21 protein-coding genes, 1 tRNA gene, 1 rRNA gene and 1 other RNA gene are annotated in these 16,279 nt (G+C 41.3%); 23 read left to right on the plus strand and 1 reads right to left on the minus strand.

What is annotated here, in order from left to right; genetic code table 11:
• From rrf to GMD3S_RS0204005, 12 genes are all read left to right on the plus strand, one after another.
• Nucleotides 1–87 (plus strand): 5S ribosomal RNA (rrf, locus tag GMD3S_RS11150); the annotation flags it as partial.
• A 5-nt stretch (nucleotides 88–92) separates the two neighbouring features.
• A tRNA-Asn gene (locus tag GMD3S_RS0203950) sits at nucleotides 93–166 on the plus strand.
• A 208-nt stretch (nucleotides 167–374) separates the two neighbouring features.
• Nucleotides 375–611, plus strand: a complete 237-nt coding sequence (comW, locus tag GMD3S_RS11005; protein ID WP_000939515.1) for a sigma(X)-activator ComW — start codon at nucleotides 375–377, stop codon at nucleotides 609–611.
• A 241-nt stretch (nucleotides 612–852) separates the two neighbouring features.
• Nucleotides 853–2,139, plus strand: a complete 1,287-nt coding sequence (locus GMD3S_RS0203960; protein WP_008285159.1) for an adenylosuccinate synthase — start codon at nucleotides 853–855, stop codon at nucleotides 2,137–2,139.
• A gap of 200 nt (nucleotides 2,140–2,339) precedes the next feature.
• Entirely contained in the window at nucleotides 2,340–2,807 is a 468-nt protein-coding gene (tadA, locus tag GMD3S_RS0203965; RefSeq protein ID WP_001110098.1) for a tRNA adenosine(34) deaminase TadA, read from the plus strand.
• Between the two features lie 32 nt (nucleotides 2,808–2,839).
• Nucleotides 2,840–2,938, plus strand: an RNA gene (gene ffs / locus GMD3S_RS10660) — signal recognition particle sRNA small type.
• Nucleotides 2,939–2,992: 54 nt separating this feature from the next.
• Entirely contained in the window at nucleotides 2,993–3,436 is a 444-nt protein-coding gene (locus tag GMD3S_RS0203975; RefSeq protein ID WP_000701976.1) for a dUTP diphosphatase, read from the plus strand.
• A gap of 9 nt (nucleotides 3,437–3,445) precedes the next feature.
• Nucleotides 3,446–3,913: an isochorismatase family protein gene (locus GMD3S_RS0203980; protein WP_000796430.1), complete on the plus strand. Its 468-nt coding sequence runs from the start codon at nucleotides 3,446–3,448 to the stop codon at nucleotides 3,911–3,913.
• Nucleotides 3,910–5,271 carry a DNA repair protein RadA gene (gene radA / locus GMD3S_RS0203990; protein ID WP_080976174.1) on the plus strand — a complete coding sequence of 454 codons (1,362 nt, stop codon included), beginning with the start codon at nucleotides 3,910–3,912 and terminating at the stop codon, nucleotides 5,269–5,271. Before GMD3S_RS0203980 ends, radA begins: the two co-directional genes overlap by 4 nt.
• 72 nt (nucleotides 5,272–5,343) lie before the next feature.
• Nucleotides 5,344–5,838, plus strand: coding sequence for a beta-class carbonic anhydrase (locus GMD3S_RS0203995; RefSeq protein ID WP_025172955.1), 495 nt, complete (start codon nucleotides 5,344–5,346; stop codon nucleotides 5,836–5,838).
• Between the two features lie 214 nt (nucleotides 5,839–6,052).
• Entirely contained in the window at nucleotides 6,053–7,021 is a 969-nt protein-coding gene (locus GMD3S_RS0204000) for a ribose-phosphate diphosphokinase (protein ID WP_000010171.1), read from the plus strand.
• Nucleotides 7,022–7,140: 119 nt separating this feature from the next.
• Nucleotides 7,141–7,578, plus strand: a complete 438-nt coding sequence (locus GMD3S_RS0204005; RefSeq protein ID WP_000076506.1) for a CoA-binding protein — start codon at nucleotides 7,141–7,143, stop codon at nucleotides 7,576–7,578.
• 26 nt (nucleotides 7,579–7,604) lie between these two features.
• Here GMD3S_RS0204005 and GMD3S_RS0204010 read toward each other — a convergent pair whose 3' ends face one another.
• Nucleotides 7,605–8,615 (minus strand): YeiH family protein, encoded by a 1,011-nt coding sequence (locus tag GMD3S_RS0204010; protein WP_000009149.1) that lies wholly within the window; start codon nucleotides 8,613–8,615, stop codon nucleotides 7,605–7,607.
• Between the two features lie 151 nt (nucleotides 8,616–8,766).
• Here GMD3S_RS0204010 and GMD3S_RS0204020 point away from each other — a divergent pair, with 151 nt between their 5' ends.
• The 11 genes from GMD3S_RS0204020 (at nucleotide 8,767) to comA (ending at nucleotide 16,279) form a co-directional block, all read left to right on the plus strand.
• Nucleotides 8,767–9,936, plus strand: a complete 1,170-nt coding sequence (locus GMD3S_RS0204020; protein WP_000366362.1) for a pyridoxal phosphate-dependent aminotransferase — start codon at nucleotides 8,767–8,769, stop codon at nucleotides 9,934–9,936.
• On the plus strand, nucleotides 9,933–10,703 hold the full coding sequence (gene recO, locus GMD3S_RS0204025; protein ID WP_000616142.1) for a DNA repair protein RecO: 771 nt from the start codon (nucleotides 9,933–9,935) through the stop codon (nucleotides 10,701–10,703). The genes GMD3S_RS0204020 and recO overlap by 4 nt, the downstream gene beginning before the upstream one ends.
• Nucleotides 10,700–11,692, plus strand: coding sequence for a phosphate acyltransferase PlsX (plsX, locus tag GMD3S_RS0204030; protein ID WP_000717431.1), 993 nt, complete (start codon nucleotides 10,700–10,702; stop codon nucleotides 11,690–11,692). Before recO ends, plsX begins: the two co-directional genes overlap by 4 nt.
• 5 nt (nucleotides 11,693–11,697) lie before the next feature.
• Nucleotides 11,698–11,934, plus strand: coding sequence for an acyl carrier protein (locus GMD3S_RS0204035; protein WP_000136435.1), 237 nt, complete (start codon nucleotides 11,698–11,700; stop codon nucleotides 11,932–11,934).
• A gap of 439 nt (nucleotides 11,935–12,373) precedes the next feature.
• Entirely contained in the window at nucleotides 12,374–12,517 is a 144-nt protein-coding gene (locus GMD3S_RS10380; RefSeq protein ID WP_000180838.1) for a class IIb bacteriocin, lactobin A/cerein 7B family, read from the plus strand.
• 17 nt (nucleotides 12,518–12,534) lie between these two features.
• On the plus strand, nucleotides 12,535–12,684 hold the full coding sequence (locus GMD3S_RS0204045; RefSeq protein ID WP_001052546.1) for a class IIb bacteriocin, lactobin A/cerein 7B family: 150 nt from the start codon (nucleotides 12,535–12,537) through the stop codon (nucleotides 12,682–12,684).
• 12 nt (nucleotides 12,685–12,696) lie between these two features.
• Nucleotides 12,697–12,873: a hypothetical protein gene (locus GMD3S_RS10925; protein WP_000793177.1), complete on the plus strand. Its 177-nt coding sequence runs from the start codon at nucleotides 12,697–12,699 to the stop codon at nucleotides 12,871–12,873.
• 149 nt (nucleotides 12,874–13,022) lie between these two features.
• Nucleotides 13,023–13,178, plus strand: coding sequence for a hypothetical protein (locus tag GMD3S_RS10930; RefSeq protein ID WP_000661693.1), 156 nt, complete (start codon nucleotides 13,023–13,025; stop codon nucleotides 13,176–13,178).
• A gap of 24 nt (nucleotides 13,179–13,202) precedes the next feature.
• The gene (locus tag GMD3S_RS0204060) at nucleotides 13,203–13,415 is read left to right on the plus strand and encodes a hypothetical protein (protein WP_001081403.1); all 213 of its coding nucleotides are present in this window, start codon (nucleotides 13,203–13,205) and stop codon (nucleotides 13,413–13,415) included.
• Between the two features lie 350 nt (nucleotides 13,416–13,765).
• Nucleotides 13,766–13,960 carry a hypothetical protein gene (locus GMD3S_RS11015; protein WP_001080063.1) on the plus strand — a complete coding sequence of 65 codons (195 nt, stop codon included), beginning with the start codon at nucleotides 13,766–13,768 and terminating at the stop codon, nucleotides 13,958–13,960.
• Between the two features lie 165 nt (nucleotides 13,961–14,125).
• Nucleotides 14,126–16,279, plus strand: a complete 2,154-nt coding sequence (gene comA, locus GMD3S_RS0204075; RefSeq protein WP_000668333.1) for a peptide cleavage/export ABC transporter ComA — start codon at nucleotides 14,126–14,128, stop codon at nucleotides 16,277–16,279.

Raw genomic sequence — 16,279 nt, forward strand, 5'->3', positions numbered from 1 at the left:
TGTACCCATGCCGAACACAGTAGTTAAGCCCTAGAACGCCGGAAGTAGTTGGGGGTTGCCCCCTGTGAGATATGGAAGTCGCTTAGCTTTTATCCGCCATAGCTCAGTTGGTAGTAGCGCATGACTGTTAATCATGATGTCGTAGGTTCGAGTCCTACTGGCGGAGTATAAATCGAAACGTTCAACTGAACGTTTTTTTATTTATAAATATAGTGGACTGTTGAAATTTCAAATTTTAATTTTTAAATCTGTAATTACCTCTTTATTTTATTTTTAGTTCGTTTAGCTTTAAATTCTTCTTTTATAGGATTTGAAGCTTTTTTAGTTCCTTTTTTTGTTAGACTAGTGTTACTAATAAGAAAGGGAATTTTTATATGCTTCAGAAATTTTATGATCGAGCATTTGTCTTTTTGAAACTAGTTGAACAAGAATATGTCTCTTTAGGCCAGAGTTGTTCAGAGTGGGAATCACTTCATCTTCGTTTTTTACTATATTACTTAATCCGATTTAAAATAAAAAGTGATAGGGACTTTTCACTATATCACTTTAAAACAGCTTATCGTCTATATCTAGATAAATTCCTGCAAGGTGGTACAACTATTATCCAATAGGAAGCATCTATATCATAATTACGAACGATAGTTGTAGCTAGTTTTTAAAAAATATAGAATTAGCTTATAATCAAAGGCTTCTGTATTTAGAAATGAAAGAATTTCCAAATCTTTTCTACTGTTTCTTCTTGATAAAATAGTGTTTTTTTCTTATAATAAATTGTAAGATATAATTGCGGGTGAAATTCCTGCCATGTATATGAGAAAGGACGAGCTCCTAGTAGCTCAGACGAATTTTATTATGACTTCAGTTGTTGTTGTAGGTACCCAATGGGGCGATGAAGGTAAAGGGAAAATTACAGATTTTCTTTCAGCCAATGCGGAAGTGATTGCTCGTTACCAAGGTGGTGATAATGCAGGTCATACCATTGTTATTGATGGTAAAAAGTTTAAGTTGCACTTGATTCCATCTGGAATTTTCTTCCCTGAAAAAATTTCAGTTATTGGAAACGGTATGGTTGTAAACCCTAAATCTCTTGTGAAAGAGTTGACTTATCTTCATGAAGAAGGTGTGACAACAGATAATTTGCGTATTTCTGATCGTGCGCATGTTATTTTGCCTTACCACATTGAGTTGGATCGCTTGCAGGAAGAAGCTAAGGGTGACAATAAGATTGGTACTACAATCAAGGGAATCGGTCCAGCATATATGGATAAGGCTGCTCGTGTTGGAATTCGTATTGCGGATCTTTTGGATAAGGATATTTTCCGTGAACGTTTGGAACGCAATCTTGCGGAAAAGAATCGTTTGTTTGAAAAATTATATGATAGTACCCCTATTTCAGTTGACGATATTTTTGAAGAATACTATGAGTATGGTCAACAAATCAAGCAATACGTGACAGATACATCCGTTATCTTGAATGATGCGCTTGATAATGGCAAACGTGTGCTGTTTGAAGGTGCGCAAGGTGTTATGCTAGATATCGACCAAGGTACGTATCCATTTGTTACGTCGTCAAACCCTGTCGCTGGTGGTGTGACAATTGGGTCTGGTGTTGGCCCAAGTAAGATTGACAAGGTTGTAGGTGTTTGTAAAGCCTATACGAGTCGTGTAGGTGACGGACCTTTCCCAACTGAATTATTTGATGAAGTGGGGGATCGCATCCGTGAAGTAGGTCATGAATACGGTACAACAACTGGTCGTCCACGTCGTGTAGGTTGGTTTGACTCAGTTGTGATGCGTCACAGCTGCCGTGTATCTGGGATTACCAATCTTTCATTGAACTCTATCGATGTTTTGAGTGGTTTGGATACTGTGAAAATCTGTGTGGCCTATGATCTTGATGGTCAACGTATTGATTACTATCCTGCTAGTCTTGAGCAGTTGAAACGTTGCAAGCCAATCTACGAGGAATTGCCAGGTTGGTCAGAAGACATCACTGGAGTCCGTAATTTAGAAGACCTTCCTGAGAATGCACGTAACTATGTTCGTCGTGTAAGCGAGTTGGTTGGTGTTCGTATCTCAACTTTCTCAGTAGGTCCCGGTCGTGAACAAACTAATATTTTAGAAAGTGTTTGGTCATAGGAGATTTTTAAGATTAGTTTAAGACAGGTTGGGTATACTATAGACAGTTACAAGAAGACCTCCTAACTTGTTGTAACAAATATCCTAAACTTTTCTTTTTCATAATAATCTCCCTATTAAGTCACCGCATTCGGTGGCTTTTTTTGTCTTGAGAATCATGATATAATAATAAAATCGACAAGTAGGAAAAGAGAAGAACGATGAATTATACAGTTGAAGAAAAAGAAGCCTTTATGAGAGAGGCTTTGAGAGAGGCTGAGATTGCCTTAGAACACGATGAAATTCCAATTGGTTGTGTGATTGTCAAGGATGGAGAAATCATTGGTAGGGGGCATAATGCGCGCGAGGAGTTGCAACGGGCGGTCATGCATGCAGAAATCATGGCTATAGAGAATGCGAATGTGAGTGAGGAGAGCTGGCGCCTGCTCGATTGTACGCTTTTTGTGACCATTGAGCCTTGTGTCATGTGTAGCGGGGCGATTGGGCTTGCCCGTATTCCAAAGGTAGTCTACGGGGCTAAGAATCAGAAATTTGGTGCAGCTGGAAGCTTGTACGATATTTTGACAGATGAGCGTCTCAATCATCGTGTAGAGGTAGAAACGGGAATTTTGGAAGATGACTGTGCAGCGATTATGCAGGACTTTTTCCGAAATCGACGGAAAAAATAATTTCTCTTTAAAAACAGAGGGGAATGTGGTATAATGAATAGTGGAGCAACAGTTCTGCGTGAAGCGGGTCAGGGGAGGAATCCAGCAGCCCTAAGCGATGTGAATTGTGTGCTCTTTTTTCGTGCTTTTTTCGAATAAATAAGATAAAATAGCCTAGAATAAATGATTATAGAAAAGAGAAAAATATGAAAATTCGTGGTTTTGAATTGGTTTCGAGTTTTACAGATGAAAATTTGTTGCCTAAGCGTGAGACAGCTCATGCAGCTGGGTACGATTTAAAGGTTGCCGAACGAACTGTCATTGCGCCAGGTGAGATTATATTGGTCCCAACAGGAGTTAAGGCTTATATGCAACCGACAGAGGTGCTCTATCTCTATGACCGTTCTTCAAACCCTCGTAAAAAAGGCTTGGTCTTGATTAACTCTGTGGGTGTCATTGACGGAGACTATTATGGCAATCCAGGGAATGAAGGACATATCTTTGCTCAGATGAAAAATATTACTGATCAGGAAGTGGTTCTCGAAGTTGGGGAACGTGTGGTTCAGGCTGTCTTTGCTCCTTTCTTGATTGCAGATGGAGATGAGGCAGATGGCGTGCGGACTGGTGGATTTGGATCGACAGGGAAATAGAGGGATAAAATGGCAGACTATTTATTAGTTGTAGACATGCAGTCAGATTATGTTGCTGTAGGAAAAGCCTATCATGAAGAACTGACTGCAGCTGTAAATGACAAAATTGCTACTTATCCCAGCGACCGAGTTATCTATATTCTCAATCGTTTTTTCTGGGAGAGAAAAGATAGAAAGAAGAAATTTGCGACCAACTTGTTAGTTGTATCTTCTCGTATCTTTGAGAAGTGTCGGGCTTCTTGCTTTACTAATCCAGATTTAAAAGATTTTTTAGAGGGAAATGGTGCTAAGAGCATAGAGTTTATAGGGGTAGATGGCAATTTCTGTGTCAAGGCTTCCGTTTTGGCAGCTGTCAAGGAGAATTATCAGGTTTCTGTCGATTTGTCTGCTGTCGGAGTTGCCAACCAGAATAAATTTCAAAATACATTGTATAAGTGGCATTCTTTCGGAGTAACCGTAAAAGGAGAATTATTATAGCTAAGAAAAAAGCGACATTTGTATGTCAAAATTGTGAGTACAACTCACCTAAGTATTTAGGACGCTGTCCAAACTGTGGGTCTTGGTCTTCTTTTGTAGAAGAGGTTGAGGTTGCAGAGGTCAAGAATGCGCGTGTGTCCTTGACAGGTGAGAAAACCAAGCCCATGAAACTGGCTGAGGTGACTTCCATCAATGTCAATCGAACCAAGACGGATATGGAGGAATTCAACCGTGTGCTTGGAGGCGGAGTGGTACCAGGAAGTCTCGTCCTCATCGGTGGGGATCCTGGGATTGGGAAATCAACCCTTCTCCTACAAGTTTCAACTCAGCTGTCCCAAGTAGGGACTGTTCTCTATGTCAGTGGGGAGGAGTCTGCCCAGCAGATTAAACTCCGTGCAGAGCGCTTGGGTGATATTGATAGTGAGTTTTATCTCTATGCAGAGACCAATATGCAGAGTGTTCGCGCAGAAGTAGAAAGAATTCAGCCAGACTTCCTCATTATTGACTCTATCCAGACTATTATGTCTCCTGAGATTTCAGGGGTGCAGGGGTCTGTTTCTCAGGTACGTGAGGTGACAGCTGAACTTATGCAATTAGCGAAGACTAATAACATTGCCATCTTTATCGTAGGGCATGTGACCAAGGAAGGAACCTTGGCGGGTCCGCGTATGTTGGAGCATATGGTAGATACAGTGCTTTACTTTGAAGGGGAACGTCACCATACCTTTCGTATCTTGAGAGCAGTCAAAAACCGTTTTGGTTCCACTAATGAGATTGGCATCTTTGAGATGCAGTCGGGCGGATTGGTTGAGGTGCTCAATCCGAGTCAAGTTTTCCTAGAAGAGCGTTTGGATGGAGCGACTGGCTCATCAATTGTGGTGACTATGGAAGGAACCCGTCCGATTTTGGCGGAGGTTCAGGCTTTAGTGACACCAACTATGTTTGGAAATGCTAAGCGCACAACGACAGGTCTTGATTTCAATCGTGCAAGTCTGATTATGGCTGTTTTGGAAAAACGAGCAGGGCTTCTTTTGCAAAATCAGGATGCCTATCTCAAATCTGCTGGTGGTGTGAAATTGGATGAGCCTGCCATTGACTTAGCCGTTGCAGTGGCTATTGCCTCTAGTTACAAGGACAAGCCTACCAATCCTCAGGAATGTTTTGTGGGTGAACTGGGCTTGACCGGAGAAATTCGGCGCGTGAATCGCATCGAACAACGTATTAATGAAGCGGCAAAACTGGGCTTTACCAAGATTTATGTACCCAAGAATTCCTTGACAGGAATCACTCCACCCAAGGAAATTGAAGTCATTGGTGTGACAACGATTCAAGAAGTTTTGAAAAAGGTCTTTGCATAATCCGTGACAAATCCTCTTAAAAATGATAAGATAGGAGAAATATTTGATTATCAAATTTTTGAGGAGGGAATCGTGTCGTATTTTGAACAGTTTATGCAAGCCAATCAGGCTTATGTTGCCCTACATGGGCAGTTAAATCTGCCACTTAAACCCAAAACCAGAGTAGCTATCGTGACCTGTATGGACTCACGTCTACACGTTGCGCAAGCTCTAGGTTTGGCCCTTGGGGATGCTCATATCTTGCGGAATGCGGGTGGTCGAGTAACTGAGGACATGATTCGTTCACTGGTGATTTCCCAACAACAGATGGGAACAAGAGAGATTGTGGTGTTGCACCATACAGACTGTGGAGCTCAAACCTTTAAAAATGAAAGTTTTCATGAACATTTGAAACACGAGCTCGGAGTTGATGTGTCTGATCAAGATTTTTTACCATTTCAGGATGTTGAAGAGAGCGTGAGAGAGGATATGCAATTGCTTAGAGAGTCTCCACTGATTCCTGATGATGTGGTTATTTCAGGTGCTGTCTATGATGTGGATACAGGAAGTATGAGAGAAGTATACTAACTTTGTCTCGAAAAAATCTCATCCTAGCATAAAATCGATTGTTAAAATGTAGGATTTTTAGTTTTAATATAACTAATATAAAATAGTATAAAACAAGGGTATAAATGTTTACTCTTGTTTTATTTTTGATTGAAAAATAAAGGAAAAAGCGCTACAATGGTAGATGGAAAATGTTGTGTAAAAAACAAGTGATACATAAATACCGGAGGAAATCATGTCTTTTTCTGATTTAAAGCTGTTTGCCCTTTCTTCTAATAGAGAATTGGCAGAACGTGTGGCGCAAGAAATTGGGATAGAGTTGGGGAAATCGACTGTTCGCCAATTTTCAGATGGGGAGATTCAGGTCAACATTGAAGAATCAATCCGTGGAAAACACGTCTTTATCCTACAATCAACTAGTTCACCTGTAAATGACAATCTGCTCGAAATTTTGATCATGGTAGATGCCTTGAAGCGGGCTAGTGCAGAATCTGTCAATGTTGTTATGCCCTACTATGGTTACGCACGTCAGGATAGAAAAGCGAGAGCGCGTGAGCCAATCACTGCAAAACTTGTGGCAAATATGCTAGAAGTGGCTGGTGTGGATCGTTTGTTGACGATTGACTTGCACGCTGCGCAGATTCAGGGATTCTTTGATATTCCTGTGGATCACTTGATGGGCGCTCCATTGATTGCGGACTACTTTGAACGTCGTGGAATGGTTGGGCAAGACTATGTTGTTGTCAGTCCAGACCATGGTGGTGTGACTCGTGCTCGTAAATTGGCAGAGTTTTTGAAAACTCCGATTGCAATTATTGACAAACGTCGTAGCGTGGACAAGATGAATACCAGTGAAGTGATGAACATCATCGGTAAGGTAGAAGGCAAGACTTGTATCTTGATTGACGATATGATTGATACCGCTGGAACAATCTGCCATGCGGCGGATGCACTTGCTGAAGCAGGCGCAGTTGCGGTCTATGCAAGCTGTACACACCCAGTTCTTTCGGGGCCAGCTATGGACAATATCCAAAAATCAGCTATTGAAAAATTGGTTGTTTTGGATACCATCTACTTGCCAGAAGATCGTTTGATTGATAAGATTGAGCAAATCTCTATTGCTCATCTCTTAGGTGATGCTATTATCCGTATCCACGAAAAACGTCCTCTTTCTCCATTATTTAGTATCGAGAAAAAAATCTAAACTTTCACTTGAATAAACGAATTTCCTGGCAAGCTTTTTCTCTTGCTAGGAATTTTTTTGTAGTCAAAATCTGCAAGCCTTTTCAAAATATGCTATACTGAGAAAAAAGGAGGATTTCTATGAGCCAAGAATTTATCAATCCAAGTGATGGTGTGGTACGTCAGTATCTTGCAACCAGTAAAACGTTAGCGGTAGTAGGCTTGTCCGATCGTGAAGAAACAACTAGCAATCGAGTGACTAAGGAAATGCAGGCTCGAGGCTATAAAATCATTCCAGTTAATCCCAAGGTTGCAGGTGGTGAAATTTTGGGAGAAAAGGCTTATGCAAGCCTAGCTGAGATTCCTTTTCCTGTCGATATTGTCAATGTTTACCGTCGTAGTGAGTTTTTGCCCGATGTGGCGCGTGATTTTCTCAAAGCTGATGCTAAGATTTTCTGGGCACAACTGGGACTTGAAAGCTTAGAAGCAGAAGAAATCTTGCGTGCTGGAGGATGCGACGACATCGTAATGAATCGCTGTATCAAGAGAGAGCACACACGCTTAATTCTTGAACAATAAAAGGTAGCCATGGGCTACCTTTTGTCTTAGAAAATACCAATCAATGCCTGCATGCCTAGGCTGGTTAAGATGATGGCAATCCAGCAAAGGGCACCAAGAAGAATGGACTTGCCGCTGGATTTGATCAATCCAATGAGATTGGTTTTGAGACCGATAGCGCTCATGGCCATGACGATAAGGAATTTGGAGAGTTGCTTAAGAGGGGTAAAGATACTACCGGACACACCGAGAGAGGTAAGGAGAGTCGTTAAGAGAGAAGCCAAGATAAAGTAAAGGATAAAAAGTGGGAAGACTTTTTTTAGTTGGAAACCCTGGCTATTTTTTTGTTGGCGACTTTGCCAGAAGGAGAGAAAGAGCGTGATAGGAATAATGGCAAGGGTGCGTGTGAGTTTAACAATAGTTGCAGACTCAAGGGTATTGGTCTGATAAAGACTGTCCCATGCGCTGGCTGTGGCCGTTACAGAAGAAGTATCATTGACCGCAGTTCCTGCAAAGAGGGCGAAGCCTTCATTTGATAGATGAAGCCAGGTTCCTAGAGTTGGAAAGATGAGTGCCGCTAAGACATTGAAGAAAAAGATAACGGAAATGGCTTGGGCAACTTCTTTTTCCTTGGCATGGATAACGGGTGCTGTCGCAGCAATGGCAGAACCTCCACAGATCGAAGATCCCACTCCAATCAAGGTAGCCAGTTTTATGTCTAGCGCAAAGAAACGCTGGAAGAGGTAGGCAACGATTAAGGAAATCGAAATGGTGGAAAGGATGACGGGGAGTGAAGATTGTCCAACTGCGAAGACTTGCGAGATATTGAGACCAAAACCGAGTAAGATAACGGCATACTGGAGCAATTTCTTGGAACTAAAGGTCAAACCTGCGTCTAGTTGTTTGTAGGGTGAGAGCCAGGGGTGGAGGAGCATTCCAGCAAAAATTGCAAAGACAGGTGCACCCACGACGGGGAAAAATCCTCCCAGGAACCAAGATACGATAGAAATGAGAAGGCAGGCCAAGATTCCTGCTCCATTTTTTGATAAAAATGACATATAAACCTCCGAAAATAAGCACTTATTATTATAGTCCTGTCGAGAAGAAAAGTAAAACAGAAAGTGAAAAATGCGGGTTTCAGATGGATTTTGCGGTCAGGAAGCTTTTGTAGTATAATAGTACTATGTTCTGTAAGCAAGGGGGATATCTATGGACTTAACCAAACGCTTTAATAAACAGTTAGACAAGATTCAAGTTTCCTTGATTCGCCAGTTTGACCAGGCAATTTCAGAGATTCCTGGGGTCTTGCGTTTGACCTTGGGGGAACCTGATTTTACAACGCCAGATCATGTCAAGGAGGCGGCAAAGCGGGCCATTGACCAGAACCAATCCTACTATACAGGGATGAGCGGTTTACTGACCTTGCGCCAGGCTGCTAGCGACTTTGTAAAAGAAAAATACCAGCTAGATTATAATCCTGAAAATGAAATCTTGGTTACAATTGGGGCAACAGAGGCTTTATCTGCTACTTTGACAGCTATTTTGGAAGAGGGGGACAAGGTGCTCTTGCCAGCTCCTGCTTATCCAGGCTATGAACCGATTGTCAATCTGGTTGGGGCAGAGATTGTCGAGATTGATACAACTGAAAATGGTTTTGTCTTGACTCCTGAGATGTTGGAAAAGGCCATTTTGGAGCAAGGGGACAAGCTCAAAGCAGTTATTCTCAACTATCCAGCCAATCCGACAGGAATTACCTATAGTCGGGAGCAGTTGGAAGCCTTGGCAGACGTTTTACGCAAGTATGAGATTTTTGTGATCTGTGATGAGGTCTACTCAGAATTAACCTATACAGGGGAAGCTCATGTGTCTCTGGGAACTATGCTGAGAGACCAGGCTATTATTATTAATGGCTTGTCTAAATCGCATGCTATGACAGGTTGGCGTTTAGGCTTTATCTTTGCTCCTGCAACTTTCACAGCTCAGTTAATCAAGAGTCACCAATATTTGGTTACTGCCGCAAATACTATGGCTCAACATGCTGCAGTGGAGGCTTTGACCGCTGGTAAAAACGACGCAGAGCCTATGAAGAAGGAATACATTCAGCGTCGAGATTATATCATCGAAAAGATGACTGCTCTTGGTTTTGAGATTATCAAACCAGACGGTGCTTTTTATATCTTTGCTAAGATTCCAGCAGGTTACAATCAAGACTCCTTTGCTTTTCTGAAGGATTTTGCTCAGAAGAAGGCCGTTGCCTTTATCCCTGGTGCAGCCTTTGGACGTTACGGAGAAGGCTATGTGCGTCTGTCTTATGCAGCCAGCATGGAAACGATCAGAGAAGCCATGAGACTACTTGAGGAGTACATGAGAGAAGCATGATTCAGTCTATCACGAGTCAAGGTCTCGTACTCTACAATCGTAACTTTCGTGAGGATGACAAGCTAGTCAAAATTTTTACCGAGCAGGCGGGCAAGCGCATGTTTTTCGTTAAACACGCTGGCCAGTCCAAACTAGCTCCAGTTATTCAGCCCTTGGTGTTGGCACGATTTCTCTTGCGCATCAATGATGATGGGCTTAGCTACATCGAGGACTACCATGAGGTGATGACCTTCCCCAAGATTAATAGTGATCTCTTTGTCATGGCCTATGCAACCTATGTGGCTGCTCTTGCAGATGCTAGTTTGCAGGATAATCAGCAGGATGCTCCCTTGTTTGCTTTCTTGAGGAAGACTCTGGAGTTGATGGAAGCAGGTATAGATTATCAGGTTTTAACCAATATTTTTGAAATTCAAATCTTGACTCGATTTGGGATTAGCCTTAATTTTAATGAGTGTGTCTTTTGCCATCGGGTCGGTCAGGCCTTTGACTTTTCTTTTAAATATGGAGCCTGCCTTTGCCCAGAGCATTATCATGAAGATGAGAGACGTTGTCATCTAAATCCCAATATCCCTTATCTGCTCAATCAATTTCAAGCCATTGATTTTGAAACCTTGGAGACTATTTCGCTTAAGGCCGAAATCAAGCAAGAGCTACGCAAGTTTATGGATCAACTCTACGAAGAGTACGTTGGGATTCACCTAAAATCAAAGAAATTTATCGATTCCCTAGCAGACTGGGGACAATTACTAAAAGAGGAAGACAAATGAAAAAAATCGCAGTAGATGCTATGGGGGGCGATTACGCACCTCAAGCCATCGTTGAGGGTGTCAATCAAGCCCTTGCTGACTTTTCAGATATTGAGATTCAGCTCTACGGAGATGAAAGTAAGATCAAGCAATATCTAACGGCTACAGAGCGCGTCAGCATTATCCATACGGATGAGAAAATCAACTCAGACGATGAGCCGACAAAAGCTATCCGTAAGAAGAAAAATGCCAGCATGGTATTGGCAGCTAAGGCTGTTAAAGAGGGAGAAGCAGACGCCGTCCTCTCAGCTGGGAACACAGGTGCCTTGTTGGCTGCAGGATTCTTTATTGTGGGTCGTATCAAAAATATCGATCGTCCAGGACTCATGTCTACCTTGCCGACCATTGATGGAAAAGGCTTTGACATGCTAGACCTTGGAGCCAATGCGGAAAATACAGCCCATCATCTGCACCAATACGCTGTCCTAGGTTCCTTCTATGCGAAAAATGTTCGTGGGGTTTCGAAACCACGTGTTGGTTTGCTCAACAATGGAACAGAAAGCAGCAAGGGAGATCCGCTTCGTAAGGAAACATACGACTTGCTAGTAGCTGATCAAAGTTTGAACTTTGTCGGAAACGTGGAAGCGCGTGATCTGATGAATGGCGTTGCGGATGTTGTCGTAACAGATGGTTTCACGGGAAACGCTGTTCTCAAATCCATTGAAGGGACAGCCATGGGAATTATGGGCTTGCTCAAGACAGCTATTACAGGTGGTGGTCTTCGAGCGAAGCTAGGTGCTCTACTTCTCAAGGATAGTCTTAAGGGGTTGAAGACACAGCTCAACTATTCAGATGTTGGAGGAGCAGTCTTGTTTGGCGTCAAGGCGCCAGTTGTAAAAACTCATGGCTCAAGTGATGCCAAGGCTGTGTACAGTACGATTCGTCAGATTCGTACCATGCTAGAAACAGACGTAGTTGCTCAAACTGCGCGTGAATTTTCAGGAGAATAAAAAAGATGACAGAAAAAGAAATTTTTGACCGTATTGTAACCATTATCCAAGAGCGACAGGGAGAAGACTTTGCCGTAACAGAGGCCTTGAGTTTGAAAGACGATCTAGATGCGGACTCAGTGGACTTGATGGAGTTTGTCTTGACACTAGAAGATGAATTTGGTATCGAAATCACTGATGAGGAAATCGATCAACTTCAAAGTGTAGCGGATGTAGTAGCGATTATTAAAGATAAAAAATAGCCAAAAGCAACATGCAAGTCATGTTGTTTTTTTATTTGCAGAAAAAAGAGAAATTTTTAGTAGAAATTGCGAATAAAGAGATGAGAAAGAAAAAGGAGGAATGTTTATGTATGTGACCGGTTTTTATCCGTGGTTCATTAAGTGGTTTTTAAAATAAAAATGAATGAATTGTTCATTTTCGAATTGTTTTTCGAATAGATAGGTAAGGAAAAAGGGAAGGAGATTACGCGATGTATTTACCAATCTTATTGCCATGGTTGATCAAATGGTATTTAAAATAAATGAAATTTACCTGTTCATTTTAAATTACTTCTCGAATAGATAAGTGAGAAGAAAAGGAAGGAGAGAAGAAAATGATTTCAGTAATTTACCCAATCTGGCTATTTAAGTGGCTTAGGGGTTAAAGATTAAATATATAGAAAAAATAAGGAGAAAAAAGATGACAAATTTTGACAACATGGAACAGAACTTTGTAGCTCTTACAGAAGAAGAGTTGACGGATGTGAATGGGGGGTCGGTTACCGCTGTAGTTGTAGGAGGTGTCTTACTAATTGGTGGTATTGCTTGGGGCTATTTTATGTAATAATAAGGAGAGAAAAAATGAATTTAAATAAATGGACAGAATTGACAGAAGAAGAATTGATGAATACAGAAGGTGGCTTAATTACCATAGCCATGATTGCTGGAGGAGTAGCAATTTTCCTTGGTGGTCGATTAATTGGTCAAGATTTAAAACGTAAATTTGGATAAAAGTAGAATTGTATGAAAAATCTAAAAAATGTAATGGGAGCAGTTCTAATTATTTTTGGAGTGCTTTGCATATTGGGAGATTTAAATGTAATCACCTTTAATGTTGAAAAATATTTCCAAACAGAATTAGTTGTTCCGATCCTTATTTTGATGATGAGTTACTTGGATTTAGCTAAAGACAAGGTTTAAAGAGAACTATTTTTAGTGTATGGCAACTGCTATTGAATAGTCATCTTTTAGTTATTATCAATGAAATAAGAACTAATTTAGGAATAGTAGGGATTTTGGTTGGAGTAGCTATTGGATTAGCCAGTATTATTTAAAAAGGAGAGAGAAAAATGAAAGAAATGGATAAAAAATTTAATATCATGACAGAAGAAGATTTGGCTCTTACTGAAGGAGGCTTCATTGTCACTACTTCCACAGCAATAGCTTGGGGTGTATTAGGAGTAGCTTCTTATATGTATGGGCGTTATCTAGGAAGTAGACGTTAATCTAAATATAGAAGGAAATTAACTATGAATCGTAACCTAAATCTCAATACATTGTTACCTAAGCTAGCCACTATACTTCCTTTGTTAGGAATAGGTCTTAATCTTACGCTTCATCTAATTCGTACGGGTTCGCTAGTATCTTTTGATTGGCAATGGAGTTTAATAGGTTTGATTGTTGCAGGCTATTTTGGTATTTATTGTAAGGATTTGAAGAAAAATAATCAAAACTATAAATGATGAATCTGAATGGAAAGGATTTTGTGCATGTAAATGGCGGAGTTTTTCCACCTTGTTTTATCCAGAAACCTATCCAATTCTGCTTGGTCTGTTTTATGTAGGATACAAGTACAAAACAAAAGAAAGTACGATTGGGAATTGATGGACCATCAGATTGGAGTTTGAGATGAAAGTTGTTCAATTACTAGGAAACACTTGGCCAGAGACCACTGTATTATTTAGCTCGATGGCTTATCTAATTATTAGAATCGTGGCTAACGTAAACAAAATAAATCTACCTACGATTTCCTTGTTTTTAGTGGTTTTTATTTTACTGTGTCGGGGCCAAGGAGAAAGAAAAGGAGAATAGAATGAATAGGATTGTAAAATATGTTCTACTATTCACTTTCCTATTTTTGATGAATATTTTCATCTTTGGGATACTAGCAACTCTTGGATTTCAAGTAACAATGAGTGAAAATAGTTATATGGTGCCCCCGGTGTTTGCGTTTATCGTTTTATACACTATTCACAAAAGAAGTGGGAAATGTAAGAAATCTCTGTAATTGAATATTTTAGGCAGGACTCTTGTTCTGCCTCTTTTCTTTGACAAAAAGTGCTGTTTAGGCGTGGATATTGTTTTTTCAGAAACAATTCCCTTATTTCTTCTTCGTTTGGTTAAAATAATCTTACAAAGTTTTTAAGAGATTGTTAGAAAAAAGGAGATAGATATGAAATTTGGGAAAAGACACTATCGTCCCCAGGTGGATCAGATGGATTGTGGCGTGGCTTCCTTGGCTATGGTCTTTGGCTACTACGGTAGTTATTACTCCTTGGCTCATCTACGAGAGTTGGCCAAGACGACTATGGATGGGACGACTGCTTTGGGTGTTGTAAAGGTAGCAGAGGAGCTTGGCTTTGAGACGCGTGCTATCAAGGCGGATATGACGCTCTTTGACTTGCCAGATTTGACCTTTCCCTTTGTGGCCCATGTGCTCAAGGAAGGGAAGCTGCTCCACTACTATGTGGTGACAGGTCAGGATAAAAAGCACATTCATATCGCCGATCCAGATCCCAGTGTTAAGCTGACCAAGATTTCCCGTGAGCGTTTTGCGCAAGAATGGACAGGGGTCAGTCTCTTTATGGCGCCATCTCCAGACTATAAACCCCATAAGGAGAAAAAACAGGGACTCCTATCCTTCTTGCCAATATTATTCAAACAACGTGGCTTAATTGCCAATATCGTCCTAGCGACACTCTTGGTGACCCTGATTAACATTGTAGGTTCTTATTATCTGCAGTCTATCATTGACAGTTACGTACCAGACCAGATGCGCTCGACACTGGGTATTATCTCTATTGGGCTGGTTATCGTCTATATCCTCCAGCAGATTTTGTCTTATGCGCAGGAATACCTCTTACTTGTTCTGGGTCAACGGTTGTCCATTGATGTGATTTTGTCCTACATCAAGCATGTTTTTCATCTGCCGATGTCCTTTTTCGCGACACGCAGGACAGGAGAAATCGTATCTCGTTTTACAGATGCCAACAGTATCATCGATGCGTTGGCGTCGACCATTCTGTCGATTTTCCTAGATGTGTCGACGATTTTGATTATCTCGCTGGTCTTGTTTTCACAAAATATGACACTCTTTTTCATTAGTCTGCTTGCGCTTCCCATCTATACAGTGATTATCTTTGCCTTTATGAAGCCTTTTGAAAAGATGAATCGGGATACCATGGAAGCTAATGCGGTTCTGTCTTCTTCTATCATCGAGGACATCAACGGTATTGAGACCATTAAGTCTTTGACCAGTGAAAGTTCACGCTATCAAAAGATTGATAAGGAATTTGTGGCTTATCTGAAAAAATCCTTTACCTACAGTCGGGCAGAAAGCCAGCAAAAGGCACTGAAAAAAGTTGCCCAGCTCCTGCTCAATGTTGCTGTTCTCTGGCTGGGAGCTATTCTGGTCATGGATGGGAAAATGAGTTTGGGTCAGCTGATTACTTATAACACCCTGCTTGTTTACTTTACCAATCCTTTGGAAAATATCATTAACCTACAAACCAAACTTCAGACAGCGCAGGTTGCCAATAATCGCTTAAATGAGGTTTATCTAGTAGCTTCGGAGTTTGAGGAGAAGAAAACGGTAGAAGATTTGAGCATGATGAAAGGGGATATGACCTTTAAACAGGTTCACTACAAGTATGGCTATGGTCGTGACGTCTTGTCGGATATCAATTTGACCATTCCGCAAGGGTCTAAGGTGGCTTTTGTGGGGATTTCAGGGTCAGGAAAGACCACCTTGGCCAAGATGATGGTTAACTTCTACGATCCAAGTCAGGGAGAGATTAGTCTGGGTGGTGTCAATCTCAATCAGATTGACAAAAAAGCCTTGCGCCAGTATATCAACTATCTACCTCAACAGCCCTATGTCTTTAACGGAACGATTTTGGAGAATCTTCTCCTTGGAGCCAAGGAGGGGACGACTCAGGAAGACATCTTACGGGCAGTTGAGTTGGCAGAGATTCGGGAGGATATCGAGCGCATGCCACTGAATTATCAGACAGAATTAACTTCGGATGGGGCTGGAATTTCTGGTGGGCAACGACAACGAATCGCTCTGGCGCGTGCTCTTTTGACGGATGCCCCTGTCTTAATCTTGGACGAGGCGACTAGCAGTCTGGATATCTTGACGGAAAAGCGGATTGTGGATAATCTCATGGTTTTAGACAAGACCTTGATTTTCATTGCTCACCGTTTGACCATTGCTGAGCGGACAGAAAAGGTTGTTGTTTTGAATCAGGGCAAAATTGTCGAAGAAGGTACCCCTGCAGACTTGCTTGCACAGGATGGCTTTTATGCCCATTTGGTCAATAGCTAG

The organism is Streptococcus sp. GMD3S (assembly GCF_000298695.2).
In the GTDB taxonomy this organism is placed as follows: Bacteria; Bacillota; Bacilli; order Lactobacillales; family Streptococcaceae; genus Streptococcus.